Origin of the sequence: Variovorax sp. PDC80 (assembly GCF_900115375.1) — a bacterium.
In the GTDB taxonomy this organism is placed as follows: Bacteria; Pseudomonadota; Gammaproteobacteria; order Burkholderiales; family Burkholderiaceae_C; genus Variovorax.
Genome location: NZ_FOWG01000013.1, coordinates 189,042 through 203,473, shown reverse-complemented (window position 1 = coordinate 203,473; position 14,432 = coordinate 189,042). Strand labels below are relative to the sequence as shown.

The following is a 14,432-nucleotide window of genomic DNA, read 5'->3' as shown; positions in this document are numbered from 1 at the left end:
CGCCGCCACACCGAGCCTCGGGGACAATTCCGCCATGTCGATGAACAGCCGAAAGATCAAGACCTGGGCCTGGGTGCACAAGTGGAGCAGCCTCGTGTGCACGGTCTTCATGCTGCTGCTGTGCCTGACGGGATTGCCGCTGATCTTCCACCACGAGATCGGCCACCTGCTGGGCACCGAGGTCGAAGCGCCGAAGATGCCCGCGGGCACGCCGCGCGTGAGCCTCGACCGCGTGCTCGAGGTGGCGCGCGCGCAGCACCCCGACCGCGTGGTGCAGTTCGCCTCGCAGCCCGAGGACGACGACGGCCTGTGGTTCGTCACGCTCACGCCCACGCCCGCGCCCACCGACGACTTCAAGTCGGTCGCGGTCGATGCGCGCACCGGCGTCATCCTCGCGCAGCCGAAGTTCGACGAGGGCTTCATGTACGTGATGTTCAAGCTGCACGTCGACCTGTTCGCGGGCCTGCCGGGCAAGCTGTTCCTCGGCTTCATGGGCTTCCTGCTGCTGGTGGCGATCGTCTCGGGCGTGGTGCTGTATTCGCCGTTCATGCGCAAGCTCGACTTCGGCACGGTGCGCCGCGAGAAGCGGCCGCGCCTCAAGTGGCTCGACCTGCACAACCTGCTGGGCATCGTCACGCTGGTGTGGCTGTTCGTGGTCGGCGCCACCGGCATGATCAACACCTGGGCCGACCTGGTGATCAAGTACTGGCAGTACGACCAGCTCACCACGCTGCTGGCGCCCTACAAGAACGAGCCCGTGGTCGCCGTGAGCGAGCGCGGCTCGGTGCAGCGCTCCTACGAGGCGGCGATGCAGCAGGCGCCGGGCAACCGGCTGTCGTTCATCGCCTTCCCGGGCACCTCGTTCTCGAGCCCGCACCACACCACCTTCTTCCTGCAGGGCAAGGAGCCCTTCACCTCGAAGCTGCTGCAGCCGGTGCTGGTCGATGCGAAGACCGCGCAGGTCACGGCGGCGCCGAAGCTGCCCTGGTACCTCACGGCGCTGCTGGTGTCGCAGCCGCTGCACTTCGGCGACTACGGCGGCATGCCGATGCAGATCCTCTGGGCGCTGCTCGACATTGCGACCATCATCGTGCTGGGCAGCGGCCTGTACCTGTGGCTCAAGCGCGGCAACACCGTGCCCGCGGCGGCTGCAAAGGCGGCCGCCGAACGTCCGCAGCGCGAGGAGGGCGGCGCACCGCAGGCCGATCCCGCGCCCGCATTGAAAGCCTGAGCCCATGACCGCAAAGCATCCGCAGCACCACGGCTTCTGGCGCCTTTGGGGCTGGCCGATCGCCCTCGGCCTGCTCACGGCCTTCGGCCTGATCTCGGCGCTGTTCAGCGACGGCGGCCTGGGCGACGTGCTGGCCTGGATCACGCTCGGCATTCCGGTGGCGGTGGGTGCGTGGTATGGCTGGCGCCGTCCGCGTCCGGCCAGCGAGTAACGCATCGCATCGGCGTGTGCACGGCGCGCGCCACGGTGAGAAACCCCGAGGCCCGGCCGCCGCGCGGCACCGCAGAATCGGCGGCATGAAACCCGTTGCCGCCGCTGCCGTCGCCTGTCTCCTGCTCGATCTCTCCACGGCCTCGCGCGCGCAGTCTGCGACCGAAACCCCGTCGCCGTTCGCGGGCGCCTCGCTGCGCGAGATCACCGTCTCCACGCCGCGCGGCGAGGTCGCGCCCTTCAACGTGCCGGGCTCGGTCGATCGCGTCGACGGCGAGTCCATGCGCGACGGCCGCCTCGGCGTGAACCTGTCCGAGAGCCTGGGCGCGGTGCCCGGGCTGCAGGTGCAGAACCGGCTCAACTACGCGCAGGACCTGCAGCTGTCGATCCGCGGCTTCGGCGCGCGCTCGACCTTCGGCGTGCGCGGCGTGCGGCTCTATGTCGACGGCATTCCCGCCACCCTGCCCGACGGCCAGGGCCAGACCTCGAACATCGACATCGGCTCGCTCGACCGCGTCGAGATCCTGCGCGGTCCGTTCTCGGCGCTCTATGGCAACTCCTCGGGCGGCGTGCTGCAGGCCTTCACCGCCTCGGGCGAGGGCCGGCCGAAGCTGGCCTACTCGGCGGCGGGCGGCAGCAACGGCACCTGGCGCCAGTCGCTGCAGGCCAGCGGCTCGCAGGGCGCCATCGACTACCTGCTCGGCGCCAGCCGCTTCCAGACCGACGGCTGGCGCGAGCACAGCGCCGCGCGGCGCGACATCGCCAACGGCAAGCTCGGCATCGCGCTCGACAACGGCGACCGGCTCACGCTGGTCGTCAACAGCGTGCGCATCGATGCGCAGGACCCGCTGGGCCTCACGGCCGACCAGTACGCGCTGGCGCCACGGCTCGCGCCGCTGGCCGTGCAGTACGACACCCGCAAGACCGTCGAGCAGACCCAGGCCGGGCTGCTCTACGAACGCCGCCTGAGCCAGACGCAGCAGCTGCGCCTGATGGTCTACGGCGGCGAGCGAAAGACCACGCAGTACCAGTCGATCCCGCCCTCGGCGCAGCAGAACCCGCTGCATGCGGGCGGCGTGATCGACCTCACGCGCCAGTACGGCGGCCTCGACCTGCGCTGGACCGGTGCCTTCACCCTGGCCGAGCGCCCGTTCGAACTGGTGGCGGGCCTGGGCTACGACAGCCTGCGCGAATGGCGCCGCGGCTACGAGAACTACCTCGGCAGCGGCGCGGCCCAGATCCTCGGCGTGCAGGGCCGGCTGCGGCGCTACGAGCGCAACGAGGTCTGGAACCTCGATCCCTATGCGCAGGCCAGCTGGCGCTTCGCCGAGCGCTGGACGCTCGAGGCCGGCCTGCGGCGCAGCAGCGTGCACTTCGATTCGGGCGACCGCTACATCGTCGGCAGCAACCGCGACGACAGCGGCAGCGCGCGCTATGCCAAGACCCTGCCCGTGGCCTCGCTGCGCTTCCAGGCCACGCGCGACATCGCGCTCTACGGCTCCATCGGCCGCGGCTTCGAGACGCCGACGCTCAACGAGCTGTCGTACCGCGCGGGCGGCGCGAGCGGGCTCAACTTCGCGCTGCGGCCCTCGGTCAACGACAGTCTCGAGCTCGGTGCCAAGGCGCGGCTCGGCGGCGGGCTGCTGACCGCGGCGCTGTTTCGCACCCGCACGCGCGACGAGATCGTGACCGACACCAACCTCGGCGGCCGCGCCACCTTCCAGAACGCGGGCCGCACGCGGCGCAACGGCTTCGAGCTGGCCTGGCAGCACGAGACCGAGAACCACTGGCGCACCCAGCTCGCCTACACCTGGCTCGATGCCACCTACCGCGATGCCTTCTGTTCGCCCTCGCCGTGCGCGGCCGCCAACACGGTGGCCGCGGGCAACCGCATTCCGGGCATCGCGCGGCAGTCGCTGTTCGCCTCCTTGGGCTGGGTGCCGCCCGAGGGCTGGCGCGCGGGCTTGGAGATGCGCGCGCTGGGCCGCATCCAGGCCAACGACCTCAACAGCGCGAGCGCGCCCGGCTACGCGGTCGCGGCGGCCTATGCCGGTTACCTCAAGAAATGGGAACGCTGGGAGTTCAACGCCTTCGCGCGCGTGGACAACCTGTTTGACCGGCGCTATGCCGGCTCGGTCATCGTCAACGAAGGCAATGCGCGCTATTTCGAGCCCGCGCCGGGGCGCAACTGGACGGTGGGCATGAGCGGTTCGTACCGCTTCTGAGCCTGCGGGTCGCCATGAAAAACGGCGGGCACTGCCCGCCGTCGCGATGGATGGCCAAGCGCCTCAGAAGGCCGCGGGCCGCCACTTCAGCAGCCGCTTCTCGAGCGAGCTCAGCAGGAAGTCGGCCGCCAGCGCGACCACCGCGAGCACGATCATCGCCGCGAACACGCCGCTGGCATTGAAAGCGCCCTGCGCGGTCGAGATCAGCAGGCCGATGCCTTCCTTGGCGCCAAGGAACTCGCCGACCACCGCGCCGACCAGCGCGAAGCCGAAGCTCACATGCAGGCTCGCGAGGATCCACGACATCGCCGAGGGAATCACCACCGCCATCGTGAGCTGGCGCGGCGAGGCGCCGAGGATCTGCGCGTTCGCGATCATGTACTTGTCGGCTTCGCGCACGCCCTGGAAGGCATTGCCGAAGACCACGAAGAACACCATCACCACCGCGAGCGCCACCTTCGAGGCCATGCCCAGGCCGAGCGCGATCACGAAGATCGAGCCGAGCACCACGCGCGGGATCGAGTTGGCGATCTGGATGTAGAGGCTGAACACGTCCGACAGCAGCTTGTTGCGCCCGAGCACGATGCCGCAGATCACGCCGGCGATGGAGCCGATCAGGAAGCCGATCACCGTTTCCTCGAGCGTCACCGCGACCTGCATCCACAGCGACCCCTGGGCCGTGCCGTCGCGCATCCATTCCACGAGCTGGTCGTAGATCATGGTGGGCATCGAATAGAAGAACGGATCGATCCACTTCAGGCGCGCCGCGATCTCCCAGCCGCCGAGCGCGACCACCAGCACGACCAGCCGCAGCGCGATGATCATGCGGCGCCGGCCGCGGATGGCCGCCTGCGCGATCTCGGATTCGCGCGCGAGCGCGGCGTCGCTGAGGGCCGAGGGAAGTTGCGCGGCGGCAGGCGTGTGGGTGGAGGAGCTCATGGCGGCGTGGGAGGGTGTGACAGCGTTGTTCATTGGATGACGACCTCTTCGCGCAGGTCGTCCCAGATGTGCTTGGACAGTTCGATGAACTGCGCGTCGTAGCGCACCTGCGCCATCACGCGCGGTCGCGGCAGGTCGATCTCGTAGACGCGCTTGAGCGTGGCGGGCCGCGCCGAGAGCACGAACACGCGGTCGGCCAGCGCGATCGCCTCCTCGAGGTCGTGCGTCACGAAGACCACGCTGCCGCCGTTGTTCGACCACAGCTGCAGCAGCTCGTCCTGCATCAGCGTGCGGGTCTGCATGTCGAGCGCGGAGAAGGGCTCGTCCATCAGCAGGATCTCGGGGTCGTTGATGAAGGTCTGGGCCAGCGCCACGCGCTTGCGCATGCCGCCCGAGAGCTGGTGCGGGTAGTGCTTGCCGAACTTGGCCAGGCCCACGCGGTGGATCCACTGCTGCGCCAGTTCCATCGCTTCCTTCTTCGGCTTGCCGCGGAAAAGCGGGCCGGCCGCCACGTTGTCCTCCACGCTGCGCCACGGGAACACCGCGTCGGCCTGGAACACGAAACCGATGCGCGGATCGACGCCTGTCACCGGCTGGCCCATCACGCGCACGTTGCCGACGGTGGGCTTGAGCAGCCCGGTGATCATGTTGAGCGTGGTCGACTTGCCGCAGCCCGTGGGCCCGACGATGGCGACGAACTCGCCGCGCGCCACCGACATGCTGAAGTTGCGCAGCGCGACCGTGGCGTTGCCGTCCTGCGAGATGAAGCGCAGCGACACGTCGTCGAAGTCGATCGCGGAGGTGGCCGCTACGTTGCCACCGCTGGAGGAGGGAGAGCCGTGGCGCATGGTCATTTCGCCGCCGCGAGGTAGGCGTTGCTGTAGGTCTTCGACAGGTCGATGTTCTTGCTCTTCACGAGCGGCTTGTAGGTGGCCAGCACCTTGAGCACGGTCTCGGGGCCGCCCGCGGGCATCTTCGCGTCGGCCGTGAACATCGGCAGCGAGGCCCTGAGCGCCTGCACGTAGAGTGCCTTGTCGTTGCCGTAGTAGTCGCGCGGCACCTTCTCGGCGATCTCCTCGGCGCTGTGCGACTGGATGTATTGCATGGTGCGCGCGAAGGCACGCGCCAGCTTGCCGGCCTCGGCCTTGTGCGACTCGGCCCAGGTGTTCTGCACGTAGAGGCTGGCGGCCGGATAGAGGCCGCCGAGCGCCTTCACCGTGTCGGCCTCGGTGCGCAGGTCGACCAGCACCTGCGCATCGCCGCTCTTGACCATCTGCGACACCGTGGGCTCGGTCGTCATGCCGGCCTGGATGCGGTCCTGCTTCATCGCGGCGATGAAGGTGTTGCCCGCGCCCACGGGCAGCAGCGAGTAGTCCTTCGAGGCCACGCCCGCGCGGTCGGCGAGGTAGCGCGTGAGGAAGTCGGTCGACGAGCCCAGCCCGGTCACGCCCAGGGTCTTGCCGCCCTTGGCGTCGGCCATGCTCTTGAAGCCGGCCGCGGCGGCCTTGGTGCTGACCAGCTCGACCTCGCCCGGCACCTTGCAGAAGACGGCGATCGCCTGGATCTCCTTGCCCTTGCTCTGCAGGTCGATGGTGTGGTCGTAGAAGCCGACCACGCCCTGCACGGCGCCGGCGATCAGCTGGTTCTCGGCGTCGACGCCCGCGGGCTGCGACTGCAGCTCGACGTTCAGGCCCTCGTCCTTGAAGTAGCCCAGCGCCTCGGTGAGCTTGGCCGGCAGGTAGATGATCTTGTTGATGCCGCCCACCATGATGGTGATGGGGGCGTCGGCGGCCTGGGCGAAAGGCGTGGCGAAGGCGGCGCAGAGGGCGGCGGCGAGCAGGGTGCGGCGGGTGGCGGACATGGGGTCGGGTGTCTCCGGTCGAGGTTGTTCGGTCGGGCCAGTCTAGGAATCGCCATCCTTCGGCCAGCTTTCAGCGCCGCGTGCGATTCCTCATGGTTATCCCTAGGCCCGTGCCCTGGCCGCCACCCTTCCTAGAATCCACGGCCACTCCCGCCGACCGCATGAAGCTGCTGCTGATCGAAGACAACCCGCAACTCGCGCACTGGCTTTCCAGCCTGCTGCGCGAACAGGACTTCGTGGTCGACCACGTCGCCAACGGCGAGGCCGCGGACCTGCAACTGGCCCAGGCCGGCTACGACGTGGTGCTGCTCGACCTCAACATCCCGGGCTTGCCGGGCAAGGCCGTGCTGCGCCGGCTGCGCGAGCGCGGCGACACGGTGCCGGTGATCATCCTCACGGCCACGGCCTCGCTCGACCAGAAGGTGCTGTGCCTGGAGATCGGCGCCGACGACTACCTGGTGAAGCCCTTCGAGATTCGCGAGCTGGTGGCGCGCATCAAGGTGCTGGTGCGCCGGCAGATGCCGGGCAAGGCCAACGACATCGCCTGCGGCGACCTGCGCTACGACCTGCGCACGCGCCAGTTCGCGCTGGCCGGCGAGGAACTCGCGCTGCCGCCGCGCGAGCGCACGCTGCTCGAAACGCTGATGCTCAAGGCCGGCAGCACGGTGTCGAAGCAGGCGCTGATCGACGCCATCTTCGGCCTCGACGACGAGCCCAGCGCGGACGCGGTGGACATCTACATCCATCGCCTGCGCAAGAAGCTCGAGGCCAGCCAGGCGACCATCATCACGCTGCGCGGCGTGGGCTACCTGCTGCGCACGCGCCAGGAAGAATGAAGAAGCGCTCCAGCCTGCGCCTGCGCCTCGCGCTGTGGCTGCTGCTGCCGCTGTCGCTGTTCGTCGCGCTGTGCGGCTGGCTCAACTGGCGCAACGCCGCCGGCGTGGCCGACTACGTGCAGGACCACGACCTGCTGTCCTCGGCCAAGGTGCTGTCGGACCGGCTGATCTGGGAGGACGACGACGTGCAGGCCAGCGTGCCGCCGTCGGCGCTGAGCCTGTTCGTCTCGCCCGAGCACGACCGCGTGTTCCTCAGCGTGACGGGCGCCAACGGCGAGGTGCTGGCCGGCTCGGCTGACTTCCCGCTGCCCGCGCGGCGCAAGCCCGAGGGCGTCGATCGCGCCCAGTGGTACGACACGGAATTCGCGGGCCTGCCGCTGCGCGCGGTCGTCACCACGCGCTCGATGTACGAGGTCGGCGGCGCGCGCGACATCACCATCGCCGTCGGCAAGACCGAGCGCAGCCGCGACCACATGCTGCGCACGCTGTGGTGGCCGTCGATGGAGTACCTGCTGATCGCGCTGGCGCTGGCCATCGCGCTCGCCGTGGCGGCGCTGACGCTGGAGCTGCGGCCCATCGTGCGGCTGAGCCAGCAGCTCGCGCAGCGCGATCCGCTGCATCTGGACCTGGTGGTGGATCCCGGCGCGCTGCACTCCGAGCTGCGGCCGGTGGCCGACACCATCAACCGCTTCGTCGCGCAGCTGCGCGCGCACTCGGAGGCGCAGCGGCGCTTCATCGCCGATGCGGCGCACCAGCTGCGCACGCCGCTGGCGATGCAGGCCTCGCAGATCGAGTACGCGCGCTACACGCGCCAGCACCGCGGCGAATGGGACACGCGCCGGGCCGACATGGATGCGATGTGGCTCGCGATGCAGACCAGCAACCGGCGGCTGGTCGACGTCACCAACAAGCTGCTGCTGCTCGCGCAGGCCGAGCATGGCGATGCGCACACGCGGCTCGAGCGGGTCGACCTCGCGGCGGTGGCGCTGCGTTGCGTGGAGCAGCTCGCGGCGCTGGCGGACCGGCGTCGCATCGACCTGGGGCTGGAGGCGTCCGGCACGGCCTTCGTGCGGGCGCAGCCGGCGCTGCTCGATGCGCTGGTCAGCAACCTGCTCGACAACGCACTGCGCTACACGCAGGAGGGCGGCCGGGTGACGCTGGGCGTAGACGAGGCCGCGGACGCGGTCGTGCTGAGCGTGGAGGACAACGGCCCGGGCATTCCCGCCGAGGCGCGCGAGCGCGTGTTCGAGCGCTTCTACCGGGTGGCGCAGGACAGCGAGGGAACGGGGCTGGGGCTGGCCATCGTGCGCGAGATCGCGCGGGCCTTCGATGCCGACGTGGACCTGGCGGCCAACCCGCGCGAGGCGAGCGGGCTGCTGGTCACGGTGCGTTTTCCGCCGGCGGGGCCGGCGGAGAACGCGGGGTAGGCCCGGGGTAGGCCTTAGAGGCCGGCGGCAGCGCGCAGGGCCGCGGCCTGCGTGGTCGCTTCCCAGGTGAACTCGGGCTCCTCGCGGCCGAAGTGGCCGTAGGCGGCGGTCTTCTGGTAGATCGGGCGCAGCAGGTCGAGCATCTGGATGATGCCCTTCGGACGCAGGTCGAAGTGCTCGCGCACGAGCTCGGCGATCTTCTCGTCGGGGATCACGCCGGTGCCTTCGGTGTAGACCGTGATGTTCATCGGCTGGGCCACGCCGATGGCGTAGGCCACCTGGATCTGGCACTGGCGCGCCAGGCCGGCGGCCACGATGTTCTTGGCCACGTAGCGCGCGGCATAGGCGGCCGAGCGGTCGACCTTCGAGGGGTCCTTGCCCGAGAACGCGCCGCCGCCGTGCGGGCAGGCGCCGCCATAGGTGTCGACGATGATCTTGCGGCCGGTGAGGCCGCAGTCGCCCTGCGGGCCGCCGATGACGAAGCGGCCGGTCGGGTTGATCAGGTAGCGCGTGTTCTGCAGCCATTCCTTGGGCAGCACGGGCTTGATGATCTCCTCGATGATGGCTTCGTTGAACGAGGCCTTCATCTTGGTCGGCGTCTCGCTCTGGTCGGGGCTGTGCTGGGTCGAGAGCACCACGGTGTCGATGCTGTGCGGCTTGCCGTCGACGTAGCGCATCGTCACCTGGCTCTTGGCGTCGGGACGCAGGAAGGGCAGGCGGCCATCCTTGCGCAGCTGGGCCTGGCGCTCGACCAGGCGGTGCGCGTAGTAGATCGGCGCGGGCATCAGCTCGGGCGTCTCGTCGCAGGCGTAGCCGAACATCAGGCCCTGGTCGCCGGCGCCGGTGTTCAGGTGGTCGTCGCTCGCATGGTCCACGCCCTGGGCGATGTCGTTGGACTGCTTGTCGTAGCAGACCATGACCGCGCAGCCCTTGTAGTCGATACCGTAGTCGGTGTTGTCGTAGCCGATGCGCTTGATGGTGTCGCGCGCGACCTGGATGTAGTCGACGTGCGCGTTGGTCGTGATTTCGCCGGCGAGCACCACGAGGCCGGTGTTGGTCAGCGTCTCGGCGGCCACGCGGCTGCGCGGGTCCTGCTCGAAGATCGCATCCAGGATGGCGTCCGAGATCTGGTCGGCCACCTTGTCGGGGTGGCCTTCGGAGACGGATTCGGAAGTGAAGAGGAAGTCGTTCGCCATTTGTTCAAAGCTCCTTGAAGTGGTTTGGCGCGTTGCCAACTCTGCGGAGCCCTGGCGAACGCTTTAGCAGAATGCCGATGAGCCATCGGCGGGCACAATCGCCATGCGGCGCCCGTGCTTGTCGCCCTGCAAGTTGTTCCGTAACTCGGCGACAATTTCGATTCTATTCGAGCCGCGCCAAACCGTGCGCGCGCGTCCTTGACCCCATTCCCGACCTGTCCATGATCGCTCTCTTCCGATTGCTTGCCCGCGTACCGATGCCCGTGATGCATTGGTTCGGCGCCGGGCTCGGATGGCTGGTCTGGGCCCTGGCGCCCGACTATCGGAGGCGCTTCCGGGCCAATGCCCACAGCGCCGGCTTCGGCCCCGATGCCTACCGCCCGGCCATCGCCGCGGCCGGCAAGATGGCCTCCGAACTGCCCTGGCTCTGGCTGCGCCCCCATGGCGAGACGGTGCTGCCGCGCGTGTTGCGCTGGGAGGGCGTGGAGGCCTTCGAGGCCGCGCTGCAGGCGAAGAAGGGCGTGATCCTGGTCGCGCCCCACCTGGGCAGCTGGGAGATGTGCGGCCAGGCGATCGGCGAGCGTTTCCATGAACGCTATGGCCCGATCACCGCGCTGTTCCGTCCCGCGCGCAAGAAGTGGATGGCCGCGCTGATCGCCGCCGGCTCGCGCGACCGGCCCGGGCTGCAGACCCTGCCGACCAGCATCACCGGCGTGCGCGGCCTGATGCGCACGCTGCGCAACGGCGGCTACACCGGCATCCTGCCCGACCAGGTGCCGCCGTTGGGGCAGGGCGTGTGGGCGCCGTTCCTGGGCCGGCCCGCCTACACCATGAGCCTGCTGCCGCGGCTCGCGCAGCAGACCGGCGCGGCCTGCTTCCTCAGCGTCTGCGAACGGCTGCCGCGCGGCGCGGGCTACGTGATCCGCTTCGAGCCGATCGTGGGCACCGCGCTGACCGACCCGAAGGCCTCGCTCGAGGACGCGGCCGCCGCGATGAACGAGGCCATCGGCCGGCTGATCCGCAGCCTGCCAGGGCAGTACGTGTGGGACTACGCGCGCTACAAGCAACCGCGTGGCGACGCGCCCGTGGTGGCCGAGGCCGGGGGGGCTGCACGATGAGTCTGGGTTCCCGTCTGGGCATCGGTTTCATGCGCGTGATCGCGCCGCTGCCGCTGCCGCTGGTGCGTGGCTTCGGCGCCTTCCTGGGCCGCGTGCTGCACACGATCGCGCTGCCGCGCCGGCGCGTGGTCGACACCAACCTCGCGGTCTGCTTCCCCGAGAAGTCCGAGGCCGAGCGGCGCGCGATCGCGAAGGAGAGCTTCGTCTACGTGACGCAATCGTGGCTCGACCGCAGCTGGCTCTGGCATGCGCCCGAGAAGGTGGTGGCGAGCCGGCTGAAGATCGTGGGCGCGGCCGCGGAGATCCGCGAGATCGCCGAGGGCAGCGAGCCGATGATTTTGTTCGCGCCGCACTTCTACGGCCTGGACGCCGCGGCCACCGCGCTCACGATGCACACGGCGCGGCCCTCGGCCACCATCTACACGACCCAGCGCGACCCGATGGTCGATGCCTGGATTCGCGAGGGCCGCACGCGCTTCGGCGACGTGGCGGCGCTCAACCGGGTCGACGGCATCAAGCCGGTGCTCTCGGGGCTGCGCAAGGGCGGGCTGCTGTACCTGCTGCCCGACATGGACTTCGGCCGCGACCAGACCATCTTCGTGCCCTTCTACGGCGTGCAGGCGGCCACAGTGCCCTCGCTCTCGCGCTTCGCGCGGCTGGGCAAGGCGAAGGTGGTGCCGATCGTCGCGAAGCTCACGCGCGGGGGCTACGAGATCGAGGTGCTCGAGACCTGGCGCAACTTCCCGACCGACGACGTCGAGGCCGACACCGCGTTGATGAACACGCGGCTGCAGGGCTACATCGACCCGATGCCGGCCCAGTACTACTGGGTGCACCGCCGCTTCAAGACGCGCCCCGAAGGCGATCCGCCTATTTATTGAGGAAGGCCTCGATCTCGCCCGCCACGAGCTGCGGCTGCTCGTGCACGATCCAGTGGGTGGCACCCGGCACCTTCTTGACCACGAGATCGGGCACGTACTCGTCGAGCCCTTCGAGCAGGCCCGGCAGCAGCGCGGCGTCGTCGAGCGCCCAGAACACGAAGGTCGGCACGTCGACCACCAGCCGCTCGCGCGGCAGCACCGGGATGCCGTCGATGGTCTGGCCCGGCAGCGGCGGCTTCATCGGCGTCACGCGGTAGAGGTTGCAGGCACCCGTGAGGCCCGCGCTCCAGACCTCGCGGTACTGCTGCTTCACTTCCTCGGTGAGCCAGCCGAAGCCGTCGGGGCCGGCCTTCATCAGCAGGAAGAAGGGCCACATGCGCTTGAAGTCGTCGGCCGCGAGCAGGGCCTCGGCATCGGGCCGCGCGAGGAAGTTCATGTAGGCGCTGGCCTGCTGCTGCGCCGCGCTGTTGCGCAGCTCGCGCGTGAAGGTGCCGGGATGCGGCGAGTTGATGATCACCAGCTTGCCGACCTGTTGCGGGAACGCGTTGGCGTAGCCCCAGCCGAAGGCGCCGCCCCAGTCGTGCGCGACCAGCGCGGCCATCGTGCCGTCCTTGCTCTCGGTGGCCACCAGCTGCTGGATGTCCTGGATCAGCAGCTGCGCCTTGTACTCGGCCACCTCGGTGGGCGCGCTCGACTTCTCGAAGCCGCGCAGATTGGGCGCCACGCAGCGGTAGCCGCCATGCGCGGGATCGGCGAAGTAAGCGAGCAGCTCGTCCCAGATGAACGCGGCCTCGGGGAAGCCGTGCAGGAACACCATCAGCGGGCGGCCGGGTTCGCCGGCGGCGCGGCAGCTCAGGGTGATGCCATTGGGCAGGCTGCGTTGGAAGGTCTCGATCATGCGTCTTGTCTCCTCTTGGTTGCTATCTTTTCGATAGTGAGTTCGGCAGATGGGACGGCCGCTGCAGCCGGTCGTGCTCAGGATTCCTCGGGCGGCTCCGCGGCGGGCCCGCCGGTGTCCTCGTCGGGCTGGGCCGAGGCATCCTCCGTGTGGACCCAGCGCGACAGCAGCTCGGCCGCCTCGCCCACGCCCTGTTTCTTCAGTGCCGAGAACAGTTTGACCTCGCCGCCGCCGGCCTGCAGTCGCACGATGGACAGCACCTTCGCGCCCTCGGAGCGCGTGAGCTTGTCGGACTTGGTCAGCAGCACCAGGAACTTGAGGCCCTGCTCGACGCGCGGGCGGATCACCTCGAGCAGGATCTCGTCGAGCTCGGTCAGGCCGTGGCGCGGATCGCACATCAGCACCACGCCGCGCAGGTTCTCGCGCGTCATCAGGTAGTTGCCCATCACGCGCTGCCAGCGCAGCTTGGCCTCGCGCGGCACGGCCGCATAGCCGTAGCCGGGCAGGTCGGCGAGCACCGCGTCGTCGACCTTCTGCCGGCCGATGCCGAACAGGTTGATGTGCTGCGTGCGGCCCGGCGTCTTCGAGGCGAAGGCCAGCCGCGTCTGCTGCGTGAGCGTGTTGATGGCGGTGGACTTGCCGGCGTTGGAGCGGCCGACGAAGGCGATCTCGGGCAGGGCGAAGGGCGGCAGGTGCTCGAGCTGCGGGGCACTGGTCAGGAAGTGCGCGGTGTGCAGCCAGCCCAGCGCGGCACGTTCGCGTTCGGCGGTCTCGGGGTCTTTGGCGGGGGCCGCGCGGGAAGGAAATGCGGTGCTCTTGCGCGACGGCGTGGTCATCAATGGGCTTTCGGAACGGGGCGCCATTGTAGAATCGCGGGGTTTTGCGCCAATAAATTCGAGCCCCCGATATGAAGTTGTTTGCCAATTTTCTGCTTGCGGCCCTCGTGGGGATCGCTGGTACCGCAGTCAGCACTGGTGCTTTTGCCGAGGAGACGGCAGCCGCACCGACCACACCGGTCAAGGCCAAGCCCGACCCGGCCAAGGGCGACACCATCTTCAATGCCACCCCGGCCAACAGCCAGAGCTGTGCCTCCTGCCACAACGCGGATGGCAACTCGGCGATCCCGGCCAATCCCAAGCTGGCGCAGCAGCACCCCGAATACATCCTCAAGCAGCTCGAGGACTTCAAGTCCGGCAAGCGCAAGAGCGCGATCATGAAGCCGCTGGCTTCGGCGCTGTCCGAGGAAGACATGCGCAACATCGCCTGGTTCGTCGGTTCGAAGAAGGTCAAGCCTGGCTTCTCGAAGGACAAGGACACGATCGCCCTGGGCGAGCGGATCTACCGCGGCGGCATCGCCGACCGCCAGGTCCCGGCCTGCGCCGGCTGCCACAGCCCGAACGGCGCCGGCATGCCCGCGCAGTACCCGCGCCTGGGCGGCCAGCACGCCGATTACACGGCGGCCCAGCTCACGGCCTTCCGCGGCGACGGCACCACGGTGCGCGCCAACAACGCCGTGATGACCGGCGTGGCCGCCAAGCTCAACGACCGCGAAATCAAGGCCGTGGCCGACTACATCGCCGGTCTGCGTTGATCCCGCACGCGCGAGCGTG

At 69.3% G+C, this 14,432-nt stretch carries 14 protein-coding genes; 8 read left to right on the top strand and 6 right to left on the bottom strand.

From position 1 onward, the window contains the following. Positions 1 to 40 precede the first annotated feature (40 nt). The 3 genes from BM109_RS32000 (at position 41) to BM109_RS31990 (ending at position 3,666) form a co-directional block, all read left to right on the top strand. Positions 41 to 1,231, top strand: coding sequence for a PepSY-associated TM helix domain-containing protein (locus tag BM109_RS32000; RefSeq protein WP_093352212.1), 1,191 nt, complete (start codon positions 41 to 43; stop codon positions 1,229 to 1,231). 4 nt (positions 1,232 to 1,235) lie between these two features. Continuing rightward, entirely contained in the window at positions 1,236 to 1,442 is a 207-nt protein-coding gene (locus tag BM109_RS31995; RefSeq protein WP_093352080.1) for a hypothetical protein, read from the top strand. 85 nt (positions 1,443 to 1,527) lie between these two features. Continuing rightward, positions 1,528 to 3,666 carry a TonB-dependent receptor gene (locus tag BM109_RS31990; RefSeq protein ID WP_093352078.1) on the top strand — a complete coding sequence of 713 codons (2,139 nt, stop codon included), beginning with the start codon at positions 1,528 to 1,530 and terminating at the stop codon, positions 3,664 to 3,666. 63 nt (positions 3,667 to 3,729) lie between these two features. On the opposite strand, the gene BM109_RS31985 is transcribed toward BM109_RS31990, so the two are convergent. The 3 genes from BM109_RS31985 to BM109_RS31975 are packed head-to-tail and all read right to left on the bottom strand — an operon-like array spanning position 3,730 to position 6,466. Further along, complete coding sequence (locus BM109_RS31985; protein WP_093352075.1) at positions 3,730 to 4,605, bottom strand: ABC transporter permease; 876 nt, start codon at positions 4,603 to 4,605, stop codon at positions 3,730 to 3,732. Positions 4,606 to 4,634: 29 nt separating this feature from the next. Next, the gene (locus BM109_RS31980) at positions 4,635 to 5,453 is read right to left on the bottom strand and encodes an ABC transporter ATP-binding protein (protein WP_093352072.1); all 819 of its coding nucleotides are present in this window, start codon (positions 5,451 to 5,453) and stop codon (positions 4,635 to 4,637) included. 2 nt (positions 5,454 to 5,455) lie between these two features. Further along, positions 5,456 to 6,466, bottom strand: coding sequence for an ABC transporter substrate-binding protein (locus BM109_RS31975; protein WP_093352070.1), 1,011 nt, complete (start codon positions 6,464 to 6,466; stop codon positions 5,456 to 5,458). 161 nt (positions 6,467 to 6,627) lie between these two features. On the opposite strand from BM109_RS31975, the gene BM109_RS31970 reads away from it, so the two are divergent. Both BM109_RS31970 and BM109_RS31965 read left to right on the top strand, forming a co-directional pair. After that, a complete protein-coding gene (locus tag BM109_RS31970) occupies positions 6,628 to 7,302 on the top strand; it encodes a response regulator transcription factor (RefSeq protein WP_057596005.1) in 675 nt (224 codons plus the stop codon). Then, positions 7,299 to 8,729 carry a sensor histidine kinase gene (locus BM109_RS31965; RefSeq protein WP_093352066.1) on the top strand — a complete coding sequence of 477 codons (1,431 nt, stop codon included), beginning with the start codon at positions 7,299 to 7,301 and terminating at the stop codon, positions 8,727 to 8,729. The genes BM109_RS31970 and BM109_RS31965 overlap by 4 nt, the downstream gene beginning before the upstream one ends. A gap of 14 nt (positions 8,730 to 8,743) precedes the next feature. Here the strand turns inward: BM109_RS31965 and metK are convergent, their stop codons facing one another. Beyond that, positions 8,744 to 9,925: a methionine adenosyltransferase gene (metK, locus tag BM109_RS31960; RefSeq protein WP_093352062.1), complete on the bottom strand. Its 1,182-nt coding sequence runs from the start codon at positions 9,923 to 9,925 to the stop codon at positions 8,744 to 8,746. Positions 9,926 to 10,146: 221 nt separating this feature from the next. Between metK and BM109_RS31955 the strand changes: the two genes are divergently transcribed. Further along, positions 10,147 to 11,043 carry a lysophospholipid acyltransferase family protein gene (locus BM109_RS31955; RefSeq protein ID WP_093352058.1) on the top strand — a complete coding sequence of 299 codons (897 nt, stop codon included), beginning with the start codon at positions 10,147 to 10,149 and terminating at the stop codon, positions 11,041 to 11,043. Next, on the top strand, positions 11,040 to 11,924 hold the full coding sequence (locus BM109_RS31950; RefSeq protein WP_093352055.1) for an LpxL/LpxP family acyltransferase: 885 nt from the start codon (positions 11,040 to 11,042) through the stop codon (positions 11,922 to 11,924). Before BM109_RS31955 ends, BM109_RS31950 begins: the two co-directional genes overlap by 4 nt. On the opposite strand, the gene BM109_RS31945 is transcribed toward BM109_RS31950, so the two are convergent. After that, on the bottom strand, positions 11,914 to 12,822 hold the full coding sequence (locus tag BM109_RS31945) for an alpha/beta fold hydrolase (RefSeq protein WP_093352052.1): 909 nt from the start codon (positions 12,820 to 12,822) through the stop codon (positions 11,914 to 11,916). The genes BM109_RS31950 and BM109_RS31945 overlap by 11 nt on opposite strands. Positions 12,823 to 12,899: 77 nt before the next feature. Then, positions 12,900 to 13,658: a ribosome biogenesis GTP-binding protein YihA/YsxC gene (gene yihA, locus BM109_RS31940; protein WP_093352050.1), complete on the bottom strand. Its 759-nt coding sequence runs from the start codon at positions 13,656 to 13,658 to the stop codon at positions 12,900 to 12,902. A 71-nt stretch (positions 13,659 to 13,729) separates the two neighbouring features. Between yihA and BM109_RS31935 the strand changes: the two genes are divergently transcribed. Beyond that, complete coding sequence (locus BM109_RS31935) at positions 13,730 to 14,413, top strand: c-type cytochrome (RefSeq protein ID WP_093352047.1); 684 nt, start codon at positions 13,730 to 13,732, stop codon at positions 14,411 to 14,413. The last annotated feature ends 19 nt before the right edge of the window (positions 14,414 to 14,432 follow it).

Coding starts and splice junctions, on each gene's coding strand:
- yihA (WP_093352050.1), bottom strand. CDS start 13,658: ATGACCACGCCGTCGCGCAAGAGCACCGCATTTCCTTCCCGCGCGGCC.
- BM109_RS31970 (WP_057596005.1), top strand. CDS start 6,628: ATGAAGCTGCTGCTGATCGAAGACAACCCGCAACTCGCGCACTGGCTT.
- BM109_RS31995 (WP_093352080.1), top strand. CDS start 1,236: ATGACCGCAAAGCATCCGCAGCACCACGGCTTCTGGCGCCTTTGGGGC.
- BM109_RS31955 (WP_093352058.1), top strand. CDS start 10,147: ATGATCGCTCTCTTCCGATTGCTTGCCCGCGTACCGATGCCCGTGATG.
- BM109_RS31980 (WP_093352072.1), bottom strand. CDS start 5,453: ATGCGCCACGGCTCTCCCTCCTCCAGCGGTGGCAACGTAGCGGCCACC.
- BM109_RS31990 (WP_093352078.1), top strand. CDS start 1,528: ATGAAACCCGTTGCCGCCGCTGCCGTCGCCTGTCTCCTGCTCGATCTC.
- BM109_RS32000 (WP_093352212.1), top strand. CDS start 41: ATGAACAGCCGAAAGATCAAGACCTGGGCCTGGGTGCACAAGTGGAGC.
- metK (WP_093352062.1), bottom strand. CDS start 9,925: ATGGCGAACGACTTCCTCTTCACTTCCGAATCCGTCTCCGAAGGCCAC.
- BM109_RS31950 (WP_093352055.1), top strand. CDS start 11,040: ATGAGTCTGGGTTCCCGTCTGGGCATCGGTTTCATGCGCGTGATCGCG.
- BM109_RS31965 (WP_093352066.1), top strand. CDS start 7,299: ATGAAGAAGCGCTCCAGCCTGCGCCTGCGCCTCGCGCTGTGGCTGCTG.
- BM109_RS31985 (WP_093352075.1), bottom strand. CDS start 4,605: ATGAGCTCCTCCACCCACACGCCTGCCGCCGCGCAACTTCCCTCGGCC.
- BM109_RS31945 (WP_093352052.1), bottom strand. CDS start 12,822: ATGATCGAGACCTTCCAACGCAGCCTGCCCAATGGCATCACCCTGAGC.
- BM109_RS31935 (WP_093352047.1), top strand. CDS start 13,730: ATGAAGTTGTTTGCCAATTTTCTGCTTGCGGCCCTCGTGGGGATCGCT.
- BM109_RS31975 (WP_093352070.1), bottom strand. CDS start 6,466: ATGTCCGCCACCCGCCGCACCCTGCTCGCCGCCGCCCTCTGCGCCGCC.